This is a genomic window from Polyangium sp. y55x31, assembly GCF_029946505.1.
In the GTDB taxonomy this organism is placed as follows: domain Bacteria; phylum Myxococcota_A; class Polyangia; order Polyangiales; family Polyangiaceae; genus Polyangium.
The window spans coordinates 136,816-155,907 of the sequence record NZ_JARZHG010000027.1 but is presented as its reverse complement, the minus strand read 5'-3'; the positions used below and the strand labels follow the sequence as shown (position 1 = coordinate 155,907).

Here is a 19,092-nt window from a genome sequence, read left to right as displayed (position 1 = left end):
GGCGGCACCACGGGCACGGCGGGCGCCGCGGGCGGGTTCGACGCGCGCGGCGGCGGGACGTTGGTGTTCGGGCGCGGCGGCGGGGACGAGCCGCTCACGGGCGCGCGCGAGGGGCGCGGCGGCGCCGGGACGCTGCCTCCCGGGCGGGGCGGAAGGGGGCGAGGCGGCGCCCCGTCCACGCTCCCCGCGGCACCGGCGACGCCCGAGACGCCGGGAGGGGGCCCGTCGATCCCGTTCGAGGTTTGCGTCGCCGTGGAATCTTCAATCCCGCGGGGAGGTGTCTCGTTCATCGGCTGTCGGCTCCGTGCAGAGACTCGCCCATCCGGATCGGGCCGCCCTGGATCCCCCAGGGGCGGGCCTTGCCCGGCTCGACGAAGATGACGGCGGTCGAGCCGAGATGGAACATGCCGATCTCGTCCCCGCGCTTGACGACGTAGCCCGGCTCGAGCCGGTGCTCGCCGTACGGGACGTCGCGCGCGTCGATCCCGCTCACCGTGATTCGACCGACGATCATCGCGGCCACCATCACCACGGTCACGCGCCCGTACGCCTCCGTGTCGATGCAGATCGCGACGCGGCGGTTCACCGAGAAGAGCTTCGGCACGTGCATCTCGCCGATCGAGTTCACGGGGAAGTACTCGCCGGGGAACGAGCGCACGAGCGAGATCGTGCCGCCGGCGGGAGCGTGCACGCGGTGGTAGTCGCGCGGGCTCAGGTAGACGATGGCGAACTGCCCGCCCTCGTAGCGGCGCGCGTCCTCGGCGTCGCCGACGAGGTCGAGGGCGGAGTAGTCCTTGCCCTTGACGCGGAAGACGCCGTCTCGCTCGATGATCCCGAACGAGTCGATGCGACCGTCGGCGGGGCTCACGAGGGCGTCCTCGTCGGGGCAGAGGGGGCGGGCGCCGTCACGCAAGGGACGCGTGAAGAAGGCGTCGAAGCACGAGAAGCCCCCGTCGGGGGTCACGGCTTCGGCCATGTCGACGCGATAGGCGCGGGCGTAGATCCCGACCACCGCGGACGTGACCGCTTGGGGCATCGGGAGGTCGCAGAGCCGGCCTACGGCTCGGGTGATGCGCTCGCGCGGGAGCACACGCAGGATCTGGGCGGCAGCGTACGTAGCGATCATCGTCGAGATCGGAAAAAGTCGGCCTGGCGGAGCTTAGGCACCGGGCGGGATTAGGGTCAACGGCGGAGCGCGACCGCTGGACCGGTTTTCACGGGGTTTCACTCGTACGACCCTGCTGCCCGACGCACGGCTGGGTACGCTCGGGCGGCTGGCTCGTGAGGCGCGCGTGTGTTCGGACCAACATGACGGCCCGGCTCCCCCTCGTCAACGTGGACGGGCGCACGCCGATGGGCGCTCGCGCGCGGGGGCGATCCGTTTCGGCGCGGCGCCGCTCCGTCGTGGTGCAGTGCTGGGGGCGCGGACGCGCGATCTGCGGGAAAAGGGCGTGATTTCGCGACGGCACGGCCTTCGCAAAGGGAAGGAGTCGAAGGCAACGACGAGGAGGAATCAGATGGAGATCACGTTCTGGGGCGTTCGCGGCAGCATTGCTTCTCCGGGTCCGGACACGATCGGCGTCGGCGGCAACACGAGCTGCGTCGAGGTGCGGTGTGGGTCGACGAAGATCATCCTCGACGCGGGCACGGGCATCCGCGCGCTCGGCGACAAGCTCCTGCGCGAGGGGTCGGTCGAGGCGACGCTGCTCCTCTCGCACGTCCACTGGGACCACATCCAGGGCATCCCCTTCTTCGTCCCGGCGTACGTGCCGAGCTCGAACATTCAGGTGATCGGCAGCGCGAACGGCGTGATGTCGCTGCGCGACGCGCTCGCCTACCAGATGACGGCGCCGGTGTTCCCGGTGCGGCTCGACCAGCTCGGCGCGAAGATCGACTGGCGCGAGGTTCGAAGCGGCGAGCGCTTCCAGATCAACGACGTCGTCGTGCGCGTGGCCCGCCAGAACCACCCGGGCGGCTCGTTCGCCTACCGCCTCGACTGGAACGGATGCAGCGTCGTGTACGCGACGGACACCGAGCACTTCGCGTGCATCGACCCCGAGCTCTACGCGCTCTCGCGTGGCGCCGACGTGTTGATCTACGACTCGCAGTACACGCCCGACGAGTACCGCGGGACGTCACCCGGCAACTCCAAGGTCGGCTGGGGTCACTCGACGTACGTGGCCGGCGTCGAGCTCGCGAAGGCCGCGGGCGTGGGGCAGTACGTGCTGTTCCACCACGACCCGCGCCGCTCGGACGCGGGGGTCTTGGACCTCGAGCAGAGGACGCGCGAGCTCTTCCCGAACGCCGTCGCCGCGCGCGAGGGCATGGTCATCGGCCTCGACTCCATCGCCAGGGCGGCCTGATGGGCCTGCCCGCGCTCCGCGTCCGGGACGAGCCGACGATGATGACGTCGGAGGCGTGGCACCTTATGCTCGAGCTCGCCCCGGGCTCCATGTCGCGCCTCTCCCTCCTCGTCGATCTCGCATCGCTCCTCGCACGCGAGGTCGACCTCGACGCGCTCCTCGGCACGGCGTGCGAGCGCCTCGCCCAGGCGATGTTCGCCGACCGCGCGACGATCTGGCTCGTCGACGCCGAGCAAGGCGACCTCGTGACGCGCGTGGCGCTCCTGCCCGAGCTGCCTGCGCTGCGCCTTCCGCTCGGCCGCGGCATCGCCGGGTACGTGGCCCGCACGGGCGAGGTCGTGCGCGTCGGCGACGCCTCGACCGACCCGCGCTTCGATCCGACGGCGGATCGGTCCACGGGCTACACGACGCGCTCGATGCTGGTCGCGCCGATCCGCGAGGAGGCGCGCGCGCCGGTGCGCGGCGTGGTGCAGCTCCTCAACAAGCAGGGCGAAGGCAGCTTCGACGAAGAGGACGAGCGCTACCTCGTCGCGCTCGCGAGCCAGCTCGCCCGCGCGCTCACGATGACCACGCTGCGCGCGGCCGACGGGGGCAACCCCGGCCTCGTGCTGCAAGGGCCGTTCAACCGCATCGTCGGCCGCAGCGCCCCGATCACGGCCGTCTACGAGAAGATCCAGCTCGCCGCGCAGACCGACGCGACGGTGCTCCTGCGAGGTGAGACCGGCACCGGCAAGGGCCTGTTCGCCCGCGCGATTCACGTGAACTCCCGGCGCCAGGCGCGCCCGTTCGTCACGGTCGACTGCACGACCCTGCCCGCGCAGCTCGTCGAGAGCGAGCTCTTCGGCCACGAGCGTGGCGCGTTCACCGGCGCCGATCGGCGCGTCCCGGGCAAGGTCGAGCTCGCCGAGGGCGGCACCTTGTTCCTCGACGAGCTCGGCGATCTGCCGCTCGACATCCAGGGCAAGCTCCTGCGATTCCTTCAGGATCGTACATTCGAGCGTGTCGGCGGCCGCAGCACGATGCGCGGCGACGTGCGTGTCGTGTGCGCGACGCACCGCGACCTCGAGACGGCCGTCGCCGAGGGACGCTTCCGCGAAGACCTCTACTACCGCGTGCGTGTCGTCGAGATCGAGCTGCCACCCTTGCGAGCGCGTGGTCGCGAGGAGATCGAGGCGCTCGCGCGGCACTTCGCCGACGTCTACGCGCAGCGCTACGGAAGGCCGAGCCCCACGTTCGATCCGGCCGCGCTCGGCGCCATCGGCAGCCACACCTGGCCGGGCAACGTGCGCGAGCTCGAGCACTGGATCGAGAGCGCCATCGCGCTCGCGCCCGACGGCCGCATCACGCCCGCGCACCTACCGCAACGCAGGCGCCCGACGACGATCTCCGACGGACGATCGAGCGGCGAGGAAGAGGTCCGCTTGCCGCTCCACCTCACGCTCGACGATGCGATCGAGCGCTACGTCGGCGCGATGGTGGCCGCATGCGATGGCAACAAGACCGAGGCCGCGCGCAGGCTCGGCGTCGGTCGAAACACGATCGCGCGCGCCCTTTCGCGCCGCCACGGCGGAGGCCCGGCCTCGCGTGGACCGGACTCGCTGCTCGGCGGCTCGCACAGCCGCGGCGACGACGACTGACGGAAAATCCTAACGAGGCATGCGGCGCGCGGCTTCGCAGATCGCCGCGCGGATCGCGTCCTTTGGCAGCTCCGGCGCGGCCTTCTCCTCGCACGCCACCGCGGGTTCGAGCGGGTCGAGCGCGATGCCGAAGCGGAACGGTCGATCGAGATCACTCGTGTCCGGGTGCAAGAGGCCGTTCAGCGAATGCCACCGCCCGAAGCGGTTGAACACGTCGTCGATGCGCTCCACGAGCGGCGCGGCGTTCTGCGTATCGCCCATCGCGAGGAGCGACTCCGCGAGGTGGCAGCGCACCGAGGCCTCGTGTGGGATGAGCGCATGCGCGCGCGCCCGCTCGATCGACGCCGCCCGCGCGTGCCCTCGACCTTGCAAGAGCTCTCCGAGCCGGATCCTTCGCGCGATCTCCTTCACGTTCGCCGGCATCGCGCCGGGCTCGAGCTCCGTCGGCAGATCCTTCGGCAGGCTCGTGATGTGCCCGCGCCAGCGCTTCACCCACGTCTGGAAGTCCGCCGCGCTCACGTCGGCGATCGCCTGCTCGAAATCCTTCGAGCTCTCGACCGCCTTGAGCCGCACCACGAGCTGCGGCAGCGCCTCCTCGCCGGCTTCGCGCGCCCAGTACCGCACGAAGCTCGCCACCTCGGCGAACGCCACCTGCGCTTGCTCGGCCGACGGCAGCATCGCGATGGACGGCCCGATCTTGTCGAGCTCCACGCCGAGCCCCTTGTCGAGCCCCACGCGCGCGACCACGTCGGCCGACGGGAAATCGTCGAGCGGCTCCTTCTCGCGCCACCGCACCTCCTGCCGCTTCGCCACGCCCTCCTGCAGCCACAAGGGCGCCTTGTCGCGCGTGCCGCGCGTGAGCGCGAGGTGCGTCAGCTCGTGCGCGAGCGTATCGAGCCACGCGTATCCGTTCGTCGTGGCGCGCGGCGAGATCATCGTCACGCGCCCCCACTTCGCCACGGCCACCGTGCCCGTCGTCTGCGCCGCCTCCTCGGGCAAACCCGTCATCGCCGCGAGCGTGAACTGATCACGCACGAGATCGATCCGCATCGGCAACGGCAGCTCCACGCCGAGCTCCTTCGCCAGGTTCTCGCGGGCCCGCAGCGCCACGTCCACGATCAGCGGCACGAGCGCCTGATCTTCATCGTCCTGCAGCCGCACGATGACGCGCTCGTCGCGCACCGTCACCGTCCCGGCCGTCGCGCGCGCGCATCCACGCGACACGTCGCCGAGGTCCATCGCCTCCGGCCGGTTCGTCAGGTCCGGCCGCGACAGCACGGCCACCGCGCCGTCACAGTCGCCTTCGTAGAGCAGAAGACGCGCCGTTTCGAGCGCGAGCGCCGTGTCCGACGTATCCGCGCCGTCCAGGATCTTGCGCGCCGCCGCCACGTCGAGCTCCAGCGTCGCTTCCCGCGCGCGCCGCGCCCGATCGAGATCACCGAGCAGCGGCACGTATGCCTCGCTCTTCGCCGCGACGCCGATCGACGTCACGACCGCGAGCGCACCCAGAAGAACCTTCCGCATCGCGACAGACCTCATCGCAGGAGCCCCTCCGCGTAACGCTTCACGGCTTCCTTCAGCAGCGGATCCGACGAGCCGCCGAGCCCTTCGAGCACGCGCTTGCGGAACGCGTCGGGCCCCTTGTGTCCGTCTTTGCCGGGGATGTCCGCCTTCTTCGCCATCGAGCGCCCGTCGCTCGACTCGGGCCGCTCCTGGCTGCTCTCGTTCTCCTCGTTGTTCCGCTCGCCGCGCGCCATCTCGAGCAGCCGCTGCGCGTTCTGCTGATGTTCGAGCCCCGCCTCGCCGTCGCCCTCGGCGAGTGCGCGCTCCGCGTCGCGCATGCTCTTCTCCGCGCGGTCGAGCAGATCGAGCGTCTCCTCAGGCAGGCTGCCATCACCCGCGGCGCCCTTCTCCCCGAGCTTGCGCGCGCGCTCGGCCATCTGCGCCTCGCGTTTGCCGCTCTTCTCGAGGTCCCCCTTCGCGCGCTCCGCGGCCGATTTCCGCAGCTTCTCGAGCGCTTGCTCCGCCCACGCGAGCTCCTCGCCGAGGCCGGGCCGCGCGCGCTCCGCCTCGCGACCTGCGCTCTGCTCGCCGAGGTTCCACTCCTCGGCCGACTGCCCGCGCTTCTTCGCGTCTTCGAGCGCGCGCATCGCCTCTTTGCCGCTCTGCACCGCGTCGCGCGGACGGCCTTGCTCCAGCGCGTCGGCCATCGACTCGGCGAGGTCACGCGCCTGTTTGCCCGCGGCCGTCGCCGAACCCGGCTCGCCCGCGCGCCTCGGAAGGCCCTTGATCGCCTCGCGGATCGCCTCGGCGTGCTTCTTCGCTTCGTCCTTCAGCTCGTCGAGCTCGTCCTGCGAGAACGCTCGTTCGAGCGCCTGCTCCACGTCTTCGAGCTCGCTCGCGTGCTCGCGGATCAGATCTTCGAGCTCCTGCTCGCCCGCCTCCGCCGCATCGTCCGCGCTCGAAGGATCGCCCTCGCCCGTCCCGCTCCCGCCCGCGGCCGACTCCGTCCCGCTCCCGCTCCCGCCGCCGCCCGCGAACGACGGATCGGGATTTCGCAGGCGCGCCGCGAGGTCCCGCGCCGCGAGCTCCGCATGGAACAGATCGTTCGCCTTGCGCGCCCGATCGATCCGCCGCAGCCCGTTCGCCACGATCTCTCCGAGATCCAGCCCGAGCTGACCGAGCCGTAGAAGCTGCTTGCCGCCCCCGTCGAGCACGCTCACCGCCGCGTCGAGCCGCGCCACGCCGTTCGCCGTATCGCTCCCGCGTTGCCCTGCCGCGACGGCCGTCGCCTCGGCGGCCTCGTCCGCGACCGCCGCGAGCCGCTTCGCCACGCGGCGCGTGTCCGACGTCCCGAGCGAGCGCGCGGCCGCGTCGATCGCGAGCAGCACCTCCTCGCTCTCCTCGACGAGCTTCTGGTGCGTCGTGGCCGACGGCTGCTTCTGCTCCTCCGCGAGCGCGACCTCGAGCCTGCGTAGCTGCCCGCGCGCGAGCGCGAGCGCGCGACGCGGAAACCGCAAACCGCCGTACGTCCCGGCGAGCGCCTCCTCGACCACCTTGAGCGCCTTCTCCTGTTCTTCGCGCTCCTTCTTCACGTGATCGGCGCTCTTGCCCTTCGGCGCTTCCTCCACGAGCCGCATCGCGACGAGGTCCGTCAGCGCATCACGCGCTCGCACGAGCGCCTCGTACCGGAGCGCCTCCGGCTCGCCGACCTGCGGCGGAATCACCACGATCGCCGCGCTCTTGCCCCACTTCGGCCCGACGATCGGATCGTTGTCGCGCGCCTCGACCGTGATCTCCACGGGCAGGAAGTTGCGCTTGAAGAACGCGTCGCCGCCGAAGACGATCCGGTGCGATCCTCGATCCGACGTGGGATCTCCCTGCGGCCGCGACAGCACGCGCCGCGCCTCGCGCCCGCCCGAGCGGTACACGAGGTCCACCTCGCGCAGCCCGTGATCGTCGGTCGCCTCGTACGACACGACGATCTCCGGCTCGTCGAGCATCCGCACCGTGCGCGGCGCGTCCTCGACGAGCACCTTCGGCGCGAGGTCCGGGATCGACGTCACCTGCTGCTCGTCCGCCTGCGGGATCCGCACGTCGCCGAAGCGCGCCGCGATCCGCAGCGTCGCCGTCTCGCCGAGCTCCCACCGCGCCACCACGCCGCCCACGCCGTCGAACGCGAACGGCACCTCCACCTTGCCGTCCGTCAGCACGAGCGTGCGGCTCGGGTACGTCGGACGCCCGTGCACCGTGATCGTCGTCCCGCGCGGCAGCGACGTCGCCTCGAACGTGTCGATCACGCGCCCGTGCTGATGCAGATACTCGGGCGGCTTCGCGACGATGTTCACGTCTTCGAGGTACGCGAGCGGCAGCGGCGCCTCGCCGTTTCGCGCCACGAGCACGTCGAGCCCCTCGATCACGCGTTGCTCGATCGCCGCGCCGAACACGGAAGCGAGCGCGAACACGAGGCCCGCCACGGACCACCTTCGGGCCGCCACCGAAGCGCGCTCCGCGATGCGCTCGATCGACGCGCGGCTCAGCAACCGCGCGAGGTGCAGACGCGCGAGCGACGGTGATCCACGCGTCGCGTCCTTCGTCGTCTGCTCGACGAGCCCGAGACCTCGCACCGTCGCGGCGGCGAGCTCCGGGTCCGTCGGGCCGATCGTCTCCATGATCGTGCGCCGCGGATCTTGCCGGCGCCGATGCAGCACGGTCGCGCGGACCACGAGGAACACGCAAAACGCGGCGAGCAGCGCGGCCACGGTCGCTCGCACGGCTGGGGTCCCGCGGCGGGCGAGGTGGGCGAGACCGATCACCAGGGCGGCGGCGAGCGCGACGAGCGCGCGGCGCGCGGAGGGACGGATCTCGGCTTCCCAGGTGGAACGGAGCTGGGCGAGCAAGGCAACCGGGACGTCGTGCTCCACGGCGGAGAACGTAGCAGACCGGAGGCTCGTCGCTTCTCCCCTCCGTTGCCGCCCTCGGGCGCCTCCCGTACGATGCGGAGCGGCCCTCGTCCTCGCGGCGCCCGGGCACCTCAGCTTGCTCACGCATCCCGACATCCGGGAGATCTCGCTTGGCGAACATCGGCTACATCCAGGTCGTCCGGCATTGCAACCATTTTTGCGGGTTCTGCTCGAACCCCACGACGCCCTACGTGCACACCTTCGACACGATGAAGGTGCTCGTCGACGATCTGGTGAAGCGCGGGTATTTCGGGGTCATCCTCACGGGCGGCGAGCCCACGCTGCACCCGGAGCTCCCGCGCATCGCGGCGTATGCCTCCGCGCAAGGCCTCCACGTGCGCATGATCACGAACGGCTCGCGCCTCGCGGACCCTGAATTCGCGCGCAGCCTGGCCGAGGCGGGCGTGCGGCTCGTGCACGTGTCGGTGTATTCGGTGCGCCCCGACGTGGAGGCGATCCTCCGCGGCACGGAGGGTACGCTGGAGAAGGCGTTCGCCGCCGTGCGCAATGCGCATGAAAATGGGATCGAGGTCAACATCAACTGCGTGATCAACAAGCTGAACGCCGATCACCTCGACGAAAACATCGATCATTGGATCACGCAGCACCCGTACGTGCGCCATTTCGTGTGGAACAACCTCGACCCCTCGATGGGCCGTGCCGAGGTGAACCAGGCGCAGTTCACGCCGCGCCTCTCCGATTTCGAGGTCTCGCTCCAGCGCGCGATGCGCAAGCTCCACGCCTCGGGCCGCACGTTCCGCGTGGAAAAGGTCCCGCTCTGCTACATGACCGAGTTCGCCTGGGCGAGCACCGAGACCCGCAAAATCGTGAAGGGCGAGGAGCGCATCGTGCATTTCCTCGACAACAAGCAAACGGTCCGCCAGACAGACTGGGAGCACATCTACGCGCCTGCCTGCAACCATTGCACGCTCCGCCCGATCTGCGGCGGACTCTTCGACCGCGGCGCCGCGTACGACCCCGAAGAGCTTTATCCGGTCTTCGTCTCCATGGACGCGGTCGTCGAGACGATCATCACGGACCCGAGCGACCCGAGTTATCCGCTGCGCACCTTGCCCGCGTGGAAAAAGGATTTCGAAAAGCGCCTCGCCGCCGCGCGCTCGGGTGAGGACAAACCACGCGCGTCCGCCGAAGAGATGCACCCGCCGGATGCGCCGTCCGTCGGCATGGTGACGGAGAAGGGCCTCCGGCTCTTCGAGGCGAAGCGCAAGAGCGAGGCGAAAAAGGCCGAATCGCTCGGCGTCTCGATGGAGCACGTCGATGTCGCCCTGCCCGACGACGGCCCGAGCGGGCGCTAGGATGTACCGTGCGAAGTAAACTCGATTCGGCGGATCTTGGCGGCGAGCTCTGGGCCGGCCCGTATCGGCTCGACTCGGTCATTGCCCGCGGCGGCTTCGGGTTCGTCGCCCACGCGACGCACGCGCCCACGGGCCGCGCCGCCGCGGTGAAGGTCATGCACGCCGAGCTCTTCGCCGATCCCACGGCGATTCCGCGCTTCGAGCGCGAGGCGGCGATCATCTTCGAGCTCCCCCACCCGAACGTCGTCCGCGTGCACGAAGTCGGCCGCCTCGCCGACGGGCGCCCCTATTTCGCCATGGAGCTGCTCACCGGCCAGAGCCTCGACGCGCGCCTCGCCGCGGCCGGCAGGCTCCCGATCGACGAGGTCCTCGGCATCCTCGAGCCCCTCTCGGACGCGCTCGCCGCCGCCCACGCGCGCGGAATCGTCCACCGCGACATCAAGCCTTCCAACGTCTTTCTCGCCGAGGGCCGCGCCGAGGGCCGCGTCGTCCTCCTCGATTTCGGCGTCGCCAAGCTCCTCGACAGCGCCGGACCCTCGCTCACCGCTTCCCGCGCGACGCTCGGCACGCTCCCCTTCATGGCGCCGGAGCAGGTACTCGGACAACCCCTCGATACGCGGGCGGACGTTTATGCGCTCGGCGCGCTCGCATTCGCCATGCTCACGGGAAAACCGCCATTCGGGGATCAGGCCACCGCCGTCGTCCGCCAGATTCACCTCCATGCCCGCCCGCCCAAGCCGAGCGAGCGCGCGCCCATCGATCCCGCGCTCGACGAGCCCATTCTCCGCGCGCTTTGCCGTGATCCCGCGGGCCGATATCCTTCCGCGCCGGAGTTCGTCCGGGCCCTCTGCGCCGCGAGCGGCGCCCCGACGAGCGCGCAAAACCCGAAGCCCGATGCCGCCTCGATCCGCCCCTCGATGGCCGTCTCCGTCGCGCTCCGCGCCGATCCGGCGGCTCTCGCGGACGGCGACGAGGCGCTCCTCACGGCCCTCGAAACGAGCTTGCCCCTCGTCTCCGCCGAGCTGACCGCGGCCGGGCTCGTGCTCTCCAAGGAGACCGCGACAAACCTGCTCGCCGTCTTGCCCACGCCGCCCGACCCGACCTTCACCCGGCGCGTGCTCGAAGCGTGCGTCCGGGCGTATCGCCGTGTCCTCGCGGGCCCCTTGTCAGGACAACCCGCCGACCTCGGCATCGTCGCGCACGTCGGCGCGCTCCACACGAGCGAAGCCGGCACGATCCTCCCCGGCGGCCTGCTCGACGTCAGCTCGTGGTCGCCGGGACCGGTGCGGGGCGTCGTGGCCACGAAACGAGCACTCGAAAACCAAGATCTCCCGCGTTCGCCATTCCCGAACGACCCACGGTTTTTCTTTCTCGAACGCTGACGAGCGCGGTCACTCTTCCGTGGCCGAGATCCCGTGCCGCCGCACGAGCTCCCGCAGGTGATTCCGATCCATGTGCGCCGAGCGTGCCGCGCGGGACAGATTCCCTCCGCTCTGCCGCACGAGCGCCTCGATGTACCCGCGCTCCCACCGCGCCACGGCGCGCTCCTTCGCCGCGCGGAACGAGCCGAGCGCGAGATCACCCTCGTAACCGCCCGGCGCCGCCGCCTCCGCCTTTGGCTCCGAGCCGGGCGGCGACCCGAGCGTCGCCTCGAACCAGAGCTCCTGGTCCTCCATCAGGATCGCCCGCTCCACCGCCGCCCGCAATTCTCGCACGTTCCCCGGCCAATCCTGCTTCGTGAACGCCGCGACGAGCTCCGCAGGCGGCAGCGGATCCCCCGACCGCGCGAATTGCTCGTAAAAATGCGCGACGAGCGGCGGGATGTCCTCGCGCCGCTCCCGCAGCGGCGGCAATCGAATCCGCACGATGTTCAGCCGATAATAAAGATCCGAACGGAACGTCCCGCGGTTCACCTCCTGCCGGAGGTCGCGGTTCGTCGCGGCGATCACCCGCACGTCGAGCTTGATCGGATCGAGGCTCCCGATCCGCCGCACCACGCGCTCTTCCAGGGCCCGCAGCAGCTTCGGCTGCATGTCGATCGGCAGCTCGCCGAGTTCGTCCAGAAAAACCGTCCCGCCCGCCGCCGATTCGAACGCGCCCGCCCGTGCCTGCAGCGCCGTCGTGAACGCGCCGCGCATGTAGCCGAAGAGCTCCGCCTCGATCAACGTCGGCGGGATCGCGCTGCAATCGATCACCACGAACGGCCCCTGCGCGCGCGCGCTCCTCTGGTGAATCACCTCGGCGAGCAGCCCCTTGCCCGTGCCGGTCTCGCCCTCGATGAGCACCGTCGAGTCCGAGGCGGCGATCCGTGGCATGGCCGCGAAGAGCCTCCGCATCGCCAGGCTGTGGCCGAGGATGCGGCCATAACGCTCCTCGTCGGCGAGCGGCTCGACGATCTCGTCCGCGAGCGGATCGAAATGCAGCGTCGATTTGCCCACGCCGAGCACCGCGCCGGGGCCGAGGTAGGCGCCTTCCACGCGGAAGCCGGCGACCCGCGTACCGTTGCGGCTGCCGAGGTCGCGCACGAGAAACCCGCGGTCCGTGACGGTGATGACGCAATGGTGGCGTGATACGGCGCCGTCGGTCAGGACGAGGTCGTTGCCGGCGGCCGTGCCCACCGAAAGCTCGGCGCCGTCCGAGACGCGCTCGACGCCGCGATTGGGCCCCGCCGTCACCTGGAGGCGAAAGCGGCCGATGGCGCACTCGCGCGGGCGAACGACGAGGGCCACCGTCTCCTTCGCGTGCGGTTCCTTGCTCATGATGGCGGCACGGTATCACGAACTCCCATGCTTGCTCGCCCGAAGCAGTTGCTCTTCGTCGGGCGCTCGGTACCATGCCCCCGGATGATTGGTCGGCAGCTCCTCACCGACTACGAGATCGTCCGCGTGCTGGGTCAAGGCGGCATGGGGACCGTCTACGAGGCGAGGAGCACGAAAACCGGCCGTCCCGTGGCGATCAAGTGGCTGCACGTGCGCCCGTTCGCCCCCGACGATCCGGACCTGCTCCGCTTCGAGCAGGAGGCGCGTATCGCAGGCTCGCTCGCCTCGCCGCACGTCGTCGCGGCCATCGCGGTGGATCACGATCCCGAGACCGGTGTGCCGTTTCAGGTGATGGAGCTGCTCGACGGCGAAGACGTGCGCGCGCTCCTCGGTCGTGTCGGCCCGCTCCGGCCCGAGGTCGCGCTGCGAATCCTCGCGCAGGCGTGCGAGGGGCTCGCGGCGGCGCACGCGGTGAACGTCGTCCATCGCGACATCAAGCCCGATAACCTCTTCCTCGCGCGGGGCGAGGGCGGCGAGGTCACTGTGAAGGTCCTCGATTTCGGGGTCGCCAAGATCCGGCGCACGCCCGAAGCCGTGGCCGAGGGCGGCGCGCTCACGGCGCCCGCGGTATCGATGACGCAGAGCGGGCAGGTCATCGGCACGCCGCTCTACATGGCGCCCGAGCAGATCGAGAATCCGAAGAAGGTCGACGCCCGCTGCGACGTGTATTCGATGGGCGTGACGCTGTACGCGATGCTCGCGGGCGCGCCGCCGCACGCGCACGTGAAGTCGCTCGTGGAGCTACTGTATGCGATCACGACGCAGCCGCCGCCGCCGCTCGCGGAGGCCGCGCCCTGGGTGCCGGCCGAGATCGCTCGTTTCGTGGAGAAAGCGACGGCGCTCGCCCGCGAGGACCGTTTTCCGAGCGTGGAGGCGATGCGCGAGGGGCTCCGCTCGTTCCTGCCCGAGGGTTTTTCCTTGCGACAGGAGGCGCTCGTCGGCGTGACCGAGGACGAGCGCAAGGTTGTCGCGACGTACCCGGCCGATGCTCCGCCGGCGAAGACGGAGCGTTCGGCGCAGACCGTGAAGACCACGCGACGAGGCGCGGCGGGGCGCGCGTGGGCCGCGGCCGTGATTGCGCTCCTGGTCCTCGCGATCGCGGCGTTTTTCCTGTTCGGCCGCTAGAAAACGAGCCTTTCCCTTAGGAAAAACGACGTCGACCCGAGACGGGCGCTCGATCAGGGCTCACTCCAAGCTTCCGCAATCGGAGCCGTACAAGTCGTAATCCTTCACGTGCCTGATGATGTGCTTGTTCCCCGCCGAACCACATTGCAAGACGCCGCTGAGGATGTTGTAGGTGCACGCGGAGTCGCAGCTCCCCACGAGGTTGAGGCTACAATACGGGCTCGTGTCGCAGATGCGCTCGCCGAGCACTTGCTCCACGTTACAAGCATTCGCCATGTCCTCGAAATAACAGACATTGGCGACGAAATTCGGCGCGAACAGGTTCCCCCACGTGCGCGACTCCGCCACCGGAAATGCGGCGCTCTGCTCCGCGGTCGGCTGGAGCTCCGCGCGCGCTCCCTCGAGGAGGATGGGGACCACGACGCCGTATCCATTGAGGTGGTCGAGCAAGCAAGACGTGACCCACCATTGATTGTTGCTGCTCAGCGGCTGTGTCCTCCACTGAGCCGCGAGGCCGAGCCAACCCCGGTACATGACGCCGGTCTCCGGATCCGTCATCGCCGCGCCCTCGGGCAATGCGCACCGGGCGAGGAACTTGAGGGCCTGCGCCCTGCACGTGGCCGAGGCCTGATCGAGGTGCGGGTTTTGGGGGAGCGTGCCCTGCGCATCCGCGGACAGCGGCGTTTGCGCGAAGAGTCGATATGCCGCCTGGATGTCGGGGTTCCAGAAGCAGACGGGATCGAACGGGTTGCTGCTGCCCGGCGGCCTGTCCGGCGGATCGCCGTCCTCCAGCGTGTCGAAGTGCACGACGATGTCGTTACCTTCGACCGGGTTATTGGCCTCGGCTCCGGCGCAGCCGGAGGCAACGACGAACGCCAGGATGGTCAGACCGGCAAAGGAACGTGCTGCGAATGCGAACATGGGGACCTCCTCGTGTCGACGCGGAGGTACTGCACAGGTCGGGCCAACACACACGCCCCCCCGAAACAGCATGTTTTTGACCCCCGCTCGCGCCCCGGGACGGGCAACTGCGGGGGGCGGCATGCAGCAGGTGCAGGCGCGCGCCATCACCCCCCCGCGGGGGTCATGGCACGCAGGACGCCTCACTCGGGGATGACGCAGTCGTAGCCGTACCAGTCATAATCCTTCACGCGCACGCTGATGTGCTTGTTCCCCGACGAACCGCATTGCAAATAGCCGGCGAGTATATTGTAGAAGCACGCCGTGTTGCAGTTCCCCACGATGTTGAGATTGCAGAGCGGGCTCGAATCGCAAATGCGCTCGTCGAGCAATTGTTCCACCAAACAACCCGTCGCCATGTTCGTGAAGTAACATACGTTGGCGACAAAATTCGGCGCGAACAGGTTCCCCCACGCGCGCGACTCCGGCACCTGAAACTCCGAGATCTGCGCCGCGGTCGGCTGGAGCTCCGTGCGCGCTCCCTGGAGCAGAATGGGGACCTCGATCCCGTACCCATTGAGGTGCTCGAGCAGGCAAGACGTGACCCACCACTGGTTGTCGCTGCTCAGCACCTCCGTCTTCCATTGATCCGCGAGGCCGAGCCAGCCGCGGTACACGACGTTGGTCGCCGGGTCCCGCATGATGGAGCCCTCGGGCAATGCGCACCGGGCGAGGAATTTGAGGGCCTGACCCCTGCACGTCGCCGAGACCTGGTCGAGGTGCGGGTTCTCGGGGAGGTTGCCGTGCCCGTCCACGTAGAGCGGCTTTTGCGCGTAGAGCCGGTAAGCCGCCTGGACGTTGGTGTTCCAGAAGCAACCGGGCCAGAGCGGGTTGCTGCTGCCCGGCGGCCTGGTGTCGGGGTCGCCGGGGTCCTGCGTCTCCAGGCCAACCTCGAAATCGTCGGCGCCAAACGGGTTCTCCACCTCGGGCGACGCGCAACCCACGAAGGCAACGCCGGCAGCAACCACGAAAAAGGAAAAGCTATGCGACTTCAGCACGGGTCTCTCCTCCGCCAAGAATGATGCAGCAAACGGATAGCACGACTCGTGCCACGTCCCCCGACCCGGCACATGCGCGACGTTTCGAGGGTTTCTCGCTTCCACGCCGGAGACGTCTGCGGGGAGCTCCCTGCAGGCGGTGCGGGCCACGGCATGCACCTCGCCCCGCGGGCGACGTTCACCGCAGGAGTGCCGCGATCTCCTTCAGCTCCTCCTCGTACTTTCGCGCGAGGAGCGCGTTCTCCCGGAGCGCCGCGTCGAAGGCCTCCTTCGCGCGGCGCGCGGCCTCCACCCGTTCCGTCTCGACCTGCGACGCACGTGCCTGCACGAGGTGGAGCTGCCCCGTCGCGGCCAGCGCCGTTGCCATGTGCGGATTCTTGGCGAGCGCCTTTTCTGCCATGCGAAGCCCTTCGGCGAGATCTGCCTGAAAGCTCCGGCCGGCCCTCGCCGACCATTGCGCTCGCAAACCGAGCACCTCGCTCATGACCTGATAGGGCGTGGGTTGCGCTTTCGCCTCCTCCAGGACCGGGGCCATGATCGCGAGAGCGGTCTCGAAGCTCGACGCGGTCGCGCTGCCGCGCCGCATTTCCGCGCGGATGGCCAAGATCTGAATGCGTGCGTCGAGGATACGCCACGCCATGTTCGTTCCGCCATTGATCGCCGCCGCGTCCCCTACCCACCGCCGTGCCTCCGCGAGAAGAGGGCTCGGATCGAGGCCTTCGCGCAGCCATTGCTCCGCCTCCACCTGCCGGGACTTCGCCGCCTCGACGAGGAAAAACACCTCCTTCGGTGATGGCCCCGCGAAAGTACGAATGGCATCCATGGCGGACTGGGTGAATCGCCGCGGGTCGCGGCCGACGGCCAGCTCGTGACCACCGACGATCCGGTACGTGCGCGCCTTCCAGTAAGCCGTGCGCCACGGATCGACGGCGCTTCGCTCGTCGAGGGCAGCCAAGGCGTCGAGCGCGGCCTTCACGTGCGCGTCGGCGGCCTCCCCCCGCTCGAGGCTGTTGTCCACGAGCATCGCGAGCACCTCCACGAGCATGAATGCCGGAATCGAGAACCCGGGATCGAGCGCCCGAGCGCGCTCGAACTGTCGCCGCGCGTTCTCCAGCGCGCCCGTGGCATTCCGGCCTTTTCGGCGGTCGATATCGGAGGCGAGGATGTACACTTGCCCGAGCTCGTTGTACGACCAGGTGAACAACGGATCGAGCTCCTGGACGCGCACATAGGCCTGGATGACGTCGTCGATGGGCACGTCCTGACCCAGGGTCTCGAGGAGCTTCGCGCGCTCGTGCAAAGCCGTGGCGACCGCATATCGAGCCATCACGTCTTGCGGGCGAGCGCGCAGGGCCTCCTCGGCAGCGTCGACCGCGGCCCGGGCGGTGCTCAGCGACGAATCCTTGGCATTGCTGCCGGATACGGCATTGGCGCGCGCGACGAGGAACAACGCGCGTTGCACGAGCGACCGCCCATCCCTGCTGCTCGCCTGCACGGCCCTGTTGCAAGCCTCGACGCCGGCCTCGAACGGGACCTGCCTGTCCGTGCTGCTGTTCAGCGCCGCCCACCCCCACTTCTCCCACAGCTCACACTCCGCCCGGTGCACCTCCGGATCACTGCGCCCCATGTTCGACGCGGCCGCATAGGCCCGCGCCGCCGGCTCGAAGTACGATTTCATCTTCTCGAAATCGAACGCCGCGTCGTGCCGATACTTGCTCCCCTCGGCGAACAGCGCGTCCCCTTCGAGCTTCCTCGCCTCGTGCATCCACGGCGCCTTCTCGAATGCCTCCCGCGCCTTCGCGGCGGCCTCCTCGTTTTTCCCCTCGTACAGCGCGAGGAGCCCCTCCGCATACGCCGGCACCTCGATCCGCGCCCCCATCGCCGCTCGCAAATGCCCGAGCGCCGGATCCCGCAGATCCCTTTCCAGCTCCGCGACCTTCTTCTTCCGCTCCTCCTCGTTCGTGATCCGCCGCGTCTCGGCGAGCGCCTGCTGGTAGATCTCGCCGATCGCCCGCCCGAGCGCATACTGCAAATCCGCCGACGAATACCCCGCCGCGGTCGCCTTCTCCAGATGCTCCCGCGCCCCCTCCGGATCCCCGAGCGCGAGGTACCCGCGCCCGATCGCGTAATGCCCCGGCCCCTCCCCCACCTCTCCCGCGGCCGCCATGCGCGCTTCGATCTCCGCGAGCCGCGCGCGCACCATGTCCCTCTCCCGCTCCACGTCGTGCAGCGGATACGCATACGCCGCCCGCAGGAACAGCTCCATTTCCTTCACGCCCTCGCCGAGCTCCCGCGCGAGCACCGCCTGCTCCGCCGCTCGCCGCTGGGCCCGCACCCACACGCCGCCGAACACCAGCGACGACGCGGCCCCGAGCATCAGGAGCGACGCGAGCAACTTGTGCTTGCGCGCCTTCTTCCAGGCGACGTATCCGACCGAGGCCCGCTTCGCGTGGATCGGCTCGCCGTCGAGGAACCGCTGCAAATCCTCCGCGAGCGACCGCGCCGAATCATATCGCCTCGCGGGATCCCGCTCGAGGCATTTCATCACGATCGTCTCGAGCTCCGAAGGCACCCCCTTCTGCACCCTCCCGATCGTCGGCGCGTCCTCGTACGCCACCATCATCAAGAGCTTCCACGGGTGTTCCGCGACGAACGGCGGATGCCCCACGATCAAGTCGTACAACGTCGCCCCCAGCGAAAACACGTCCGAGCGACGATCCATCGCCCGCACGTCCCCTTTTGCCTGCTCCGGCGGCATGTACGCAGGGGTCCCGACCACCGCGCCCGTGCGGGTTTGTCCGCGGTCCGAGACCTCGCGCGCCAATCCGAAATCCATGATGTATGGCTTCAGCGAGCCGTCCTCGCGCTTCTCCACGAGAATGTTCCCCGGCTTGATGTCCCGGTGGATGATCCCGAGCCGGTGCGCCTCGTGCACCGCCGCCGCGATTTCGCACATCAGCTTGACCCGCTGCTCCACGGTCAGCCGATCCTTCCAGCGCGACAGCGGCTCGCCGTCGATGAATTGCATCGCGATGTACGGCTCGCCGTCCGCCTGCCCGGCCTCGTACACGCGGCACACGTGCTCGTGCTGAATACGCGCCTGCGCGCGCGCCTCGCCCAGGAATCGACGCCAGAGCTCCGGATCGTCGCCCTTCAAGAGCTTGAGCGCCACGGTCCGGCCGAGGCGCGGATCCATGGCGCGGTAGACCGTGCCCATCCCGCCTTCGCCGACGAACGTGATGTCCTGGTATCGCTCCGAGAGCGACGGCGGCACGCCCCGACGCTCGGCCGGCGGCCCGGGCAGGACGAGCGGCACCGTCGACTCGTGCCCGATCCCCGCGCCTCCTCCGTCCTCCGCCGACATGCCCCGGGAAGATACACGCGCGAAGGCAGCCACGACAGGTCCACGTG

At 69.6% G+C, this 19,092-nt stretch carries 12 protein-coding genes and 1 pseudogene; 5 read left to right on the top strand and 8 right to left on the bottom strand.

Translation table 11 applies throughout. From position 1 onward, the window contains the following. A pseudogene (locus QHF84_RS34995) lies at window positions 1-290 on the bottom strand (hypothetical protein); the annotation flags it as partial. Next, window positions 287-1,126, bottom strand: a complete 840-nt coding sequence (gene asd, locus QHF84_RS34990) for an archaetidylserine decarboxylase (RefSeq protein ID WP_281317861.1) — start codon at window positions 1,124-1,126, stop codon at window positions 287-289. The pseudogene QHF84_RS34995 and the gene asd, both read right to left, overlap by 4 nt. 391 nt (window positions 1,127-1,517) lie before the next feature. Between asd and QHF84_RS34985 the strand changes: the two genes are divergently transcribed. Both QHF84_RS34985 and QHF84_RS34980 read left to right on the top strand, forming a co-directional pair. Next, window positions 1,518-2,363 carry an MBL fold metallo-hydrolase gene (locus QHF84_RS34985; RefSeq protein ID WP_281317860.1) on the top strand — a complete coding sequence of 282 codons (846 nt, stop codon included), beginning with the start codon at window positions 1,518-1,520 and terminating at the stop codon, window positions 2,361-2,363. 38 nt (window positions 2,364-2,401) lie between these two features. Further along, window positions 2,402-4,000: a sigma-54-dependent Fis family transcriptional regulator gene (locus QHF84_RS34980; RefSeq protein ID WP_281317859.1), complete on the top strand. Its 1,599-nt coding sequence runs from the start codon at window positions 2,402-2,404 to the stop codon at window positions 3,998-4,000. A 9-nt stretch (window positions 4,001-4,009) separates the two neighbouring features. On the opposite strand, the gene QHF84_RS34975 is transcribed toward QHF84_RS34980, so the two are convergent. Beyond that, window positions 4,010-5,524 carry a hypothetical protein gene (locus QHF84_RS34975; protein ID WP_281317858.1) on the bottom strand — a complete coding sequence of 505 codons (1,515 nt, stop codon included), beginning with the start codon at window positions 5,522-5,524 and terminating at the stop codon, window positions 4,010-4,012. A gap of 11 nt (window positions 5,525-5,535) precedes the next feature. Continuing rightward, window positions 5,536-8,424 carry a DUF4175 family protein gene (locus QHF84_RS34970; RefSeq protein WP_281317857.1) on the bottom strand — a complete coding sequence of 963 codons (2,889 nt, stop codon included), beginning with the start codon at window positions 8,422-8,424 and terminating at the stop codon, window positions 5,536-5,538. A 149-nt stretch (window positions 8,425-8,573) separates the two neighbouring features. Here QHF84_RS34970 and QHF84_RS34965 point away from each other — a divergent pair, with 149 nt between their 5' ends. Together QHF84_RS34965 and QHF84_RS34960 are read left to right on the top strand one after the other, a co-directional pair. Continuing rightward, window positions 8,574-9,779, top strand: a complete 1,206-nt coding sequence (locus QHF84_RS34965; protein ID WP_281317856.1) for a radical SAM protein — start codon at window positions 8,574-8,576, stop codon at window positions 9,777-9,779. Between the two features lie 8 nt (window positions 9,780-9,787). Further along, on the top strand, window positions 9,788-11,161 hold the full coding sequence (locus QHF84_RS34960; protein WP_281317855.1) for a serine/threonine-protein kinase: 1,374 nt from the start codon (window positions 9,788-9,790) through the stop codon (window positions 11,159-11,161). A 9-nt stretch (window positions 11,162-11,170) separates the two neighbouring features. Here the strand turns inward: QHF84_RS34960 and QHF84_RS34955 are convergent, their stop codons facing one another. Beyond that, window positions 11,171-12,538, bottom strand: coding sequence for a sigma 54-interacting transcriptional regulator (locus tag QHF84_RS34955; RefSeq protein WP_281317854.1), 1,368 nt, complete (start codon window positions 12,536-12,538; stop codon window positions 11,171-11,173). 84 nt (window positions 12,539-12,622) lie between these two features. On the opposite strand from QHF84_RS34955, the gene QHF84_RS34950 reads away from it, so the two are divergent. Further along, window positions 12,623-13,723, top strand: a complete 1,101-nt coding sequence (locus QHF84_RS34950; protein ID WP_281317853.1) for a serine/threonine-protein kinase — start codon at window positions 12,623-12,625, stop codon at window positions 13,721-13,723. Window positions 13,724-13,783: 60 nt separating this feature from the next. Here the strand turns inward: QHF84_RS34950 and QHF84_RS34945 are convergent, their stop codons facing one another. The 3 genes from QHF84_RS34945 to QHF84_RS34935 all read right to left on the bottom strand — a co-directional run bounded on the left by QHF84_RS34945 (window position 13,784) and on the right by QHF84_RS34935 (window position 19,045). Beyond that, window positions 13,784-14,644 carry a hypothetical protein gene (locus QHF84_RS34945; protein ID WP_281317852.1) on the bottom strand — a complete coding sequence of 287 codons (861 nt, stop codon included), beginning with the start codon at window positions 14,642-14,644 and terminating at the stop codon, window positions 13,784-13,786. Between the two features lie 182 nt (window positions 14,645-14,826). After that, window positions 14,827-15,681 (bottom strand): hypothetical protein, encoded by an 855-nt coding sequence (locus QHF84_RS34940; RefSeq protein WP_281317851.1) that lies wholly within the window; start codon window positions 15,679-15,681, stop codon window positions 14,827-14,829. Window positions 15,682-15,859: 178 nt separating this feature from the next. Then, window positions 15,860-19,045, bottom strand: a complete 3,186-nt coding sequence (locus QHF84_RS34935; RefSeq protein WP_281317850.1) for a serine/threonine-protein kinase — start codon at window positions 19,043-19,045, stop codon at window positions 15,860-15,862. Between the last annotated feature and the right edge of the window lie 47 nt (window positions 19,046-19,092).

Excerpts from the sequence above, each read along its gene's own strand:
- asd (WP_281317861.1), bottom strand. The coding sequence starts at position 1,126 with ATGATCGCTACGTACGCTGCCGCCCAGATCCTGCGTGTGCTCCCGCGC.
- QHF84_RS34985 (WP_281317860.1), top strand. The coding sequence starts at position 1,518 with ATGGAGATCACGTTCTGGGGCGTTCGCGGCAGCATTGCTTCTCCGGGT.
- QHF84_RS34980 (WP_281317859.1), top strand. The coding sequence starts at position 2,402 with ATGATGACGTCGGAGGCGTGGCACCTTATGCTCGAGCTCGCCCCGGGC.
- QHF84_RS34975 (WP_281317858.1), bottom strand. The coding sequence starts at position 5,524 with ATGCGGAAGGTTCTTCTGGGTGCGCTCGCGGTCGTGACGTCGATCGGC.
- QHF84_RS34955 (WP_281317854.1), bottom strand. The coding sequence starts at position 12,538 with ATGAGCAAGGAACCGCACGCGAAGGAGACGGTGGCCCTCGTCGTTCGC.
- QHF84_RS34950 (WP_281317853.1), top strand. The coding sequence starts at position 12,623 with ATGATTGGTCGGCAGCTCCTCACCGACTACGAGATCGTCCGCGTGCTG.
- QHF84_RS34945 (WP_281317852.1), bottom strand. The coding sequence starts at position 14,644 with ATGTTCGCATTCGCAGCACGTTCCTTTGCCGGTCTGACCATCCTGGCG.
- QHF84_RS34935 (WP_281317850.1), bottom strand. The coding sequence starts at position 19,045 with ATGTCGGCGGAGGACGGAGGAGGCGCGGGGATCGGGCACGAGTCGACG.